1 protein-coding gene is annotated in these 1,999 nt (G+C 38.6%); it reads right to left on the bottom strand.

Features of this window, described 5'->3' with window-relative positions:
• Nucleotides 1-140 precede the first annotated feature (140 nt).
• Nucleotides 141-1,832: an IS66 family transposase gene (locus CUN59_RS07670; RefSeq protein WP_104387290.1), complete on the bottom strand. Its 1,692-nt coding sequence runs from the start codon at nt 1,830-1,832 to the stop codon at nt 141-143.
• Nucleotides 1,833-1,999 lie beyond the last annotated feature (167 nt).

Below are 1,999 nucleotides of genomic sequence, written 5' to 3'. Positions count from 1 at the left end.
ACATCTTCTAAGGTATTACTGCAAAAGGATTTACGTTGATCTTCTGGACTGCTGGCACGTAATTTACCTCTAATTCTACTAGCACTCATATAAGGTAAATCAGAATTAGATTGTATCCCCTCAATATATAGGGGAAAGAGTTATTCAAGCACCCATGACAAACCAAAGGAATTGAGAGCAGATTTTTTCCGAATAACAGTTGCCAAAGGGGGAATATTTCCAAGCTGAGAAATGCGGTCACGGATATATTCAAAAAAACTAATTCCCAACTGACGAGTAGTAGCAACAAGAGACATAAAAGTATCCCAAGCCTGAGTACCTTCAATAGTTTGAGTGGCATAACTAATATTACGTCGTTGCACCATCGTCCTAGCAGCTAACTCCGCCGGATTATTGTGCAAAGGCAATTCAGGATGCTCTAATACTAAAAGCAACTCGGAAATTTTCATCCGTGTTAATCGTTTTCGCTCATCCAACTGTTCATAACCACTTGCTGTCGAAAAAAGTTTCCAAAACTCAGACCGGAGTTTTTCTGCGGTTTGTTGACTGGGAGAATCTTTATAAGCAAGTAAGTCTCGGTAGTAATCCCAGAAATCATCCAGAAATTCTTCTATTATCTTTTGGTGACAAGCAATAAACGGACTTAATTTCTTATAATGTCGTCCCTCATGCACCCAACACAAAGCAATATTATCAGTCAGTAACTTGAATTGGGGAGCATCATCACAGACGAGAGTTTGCACCACTGGCCAATCAGTTTGTTGATGATAGAAGGCAATAGCCGCTGCTTCCATGATTCGCGTTCGTTGTTGGGAACCAAGTTTGGGTAGATAGGTATCCAGTAGGGCAAGAAACTGTTGAGAGTTCAACACAGTTTCTTGCGGTAATAGTTGGAGAGCGTTTTTATATTTATTCGGTAGCGGGAAATTTATCAGCAACTCATAGGTAAATTGATTGATAATAAACTCCAGTTCTTTGGTATTCTGCAAGCCTTTGAGTACGGTCAATCGGTCTTTGGAGGGAGTTGTCAAGTAAACTGTATATAAAGGGTTACAGATGACATTCGTGGTATGGTTAACTCCACCAACACGGGCAGCAGTTTGGTCGAAGTGTTGCCAAGGACTGCTCTCTAGTCCCGATAAATATACTTCTGTTTTCTCTGTTTCAAAATCAGCATGGTTTTTAATCAGTAGATTAGATAAATACCCCGCTGACATGGAAATTCCTATATCCTCTAAAAACTCTAATAACTTGCCTTGGGTCATGTTGCCCCCGTAATACAAGCTGATAATTAAGGTTTTTATTCCTGGACCGAATTCTCCTTCGTAACCGCTTGGTAGTTCTGCTAAATAGGTTTTCTTTTCTAAGGGTGAGTGGTATTTCTCTTTCCGGAATAATACGTTATCGGTTGTCAGGATGATGTCTTGGACGATTACTTCTTCATACCCTTTAAACTTTGCGTCTGCTGGTAGTTTGTCTTGGGGGTATTCTAGTATTTTCTCTCTGTCTATTTTAATAGTTTGATTTTTACTGCCCTTGGAGTGCTGTTTTGGGGTTTTTCTTTCTTGTTCTGATGAGTGCTTATTTTCAAACCCTTTCTTACTCTTAGCTTTTATGTCTGGTTGACCTTGTTCTCCTTTCAATCGGTTATTTTCATCTTTTAACCGTTGATTCTCTGACTCTAAGCCTTTGACTTTTAATTGTAATTGTTCTATTAAGTTTAGTAATATCTCTACTGTATGACGCATTGATTCGTCTGCAATCCCTTTTGGCTCGATGGTTTGCAGTAAATCTGATATTGATTTGTCACTCTCAATAATTTTTTGCGTCATGTCTCCTATTTTATCACACTGTGTGTACCTCGTTGCACTTATTTTCCTCTTTTACCCCTACTTATTGAGCCGATACTTTATTTTTATTTTGCTGTGATGAAATATTGGTTTTATTATAAGCCTTTTCTACCGCTTCTAAATCAGCAATATACCAGCTTTCAAGTTCA

This window comes from Cuspidothrix issatschenkoi CHARLIE-1 (assembly GCF_002934005.1).
GTDB classification, from domain to species: domain Bacteria; phylum Cyanobacteriota; class Cyanobacteriia; order Cyanobacteriales; family Nostocaceae; genus Cuspidothrix; species Cuspidothrix issatschenkoi.
This window is presented reverse-complemented; position numbering and strand designations above follow the sequence as displayed.

Coding starts and splice junctions, on each gene's coding strand:
- CUN59_RS07670 (WP_104387290.1), bottom strand. CDS start 1,832: ATGACGCAAAAAATTATTGAGAGTGACAAATCAATATCAGATTTACTG.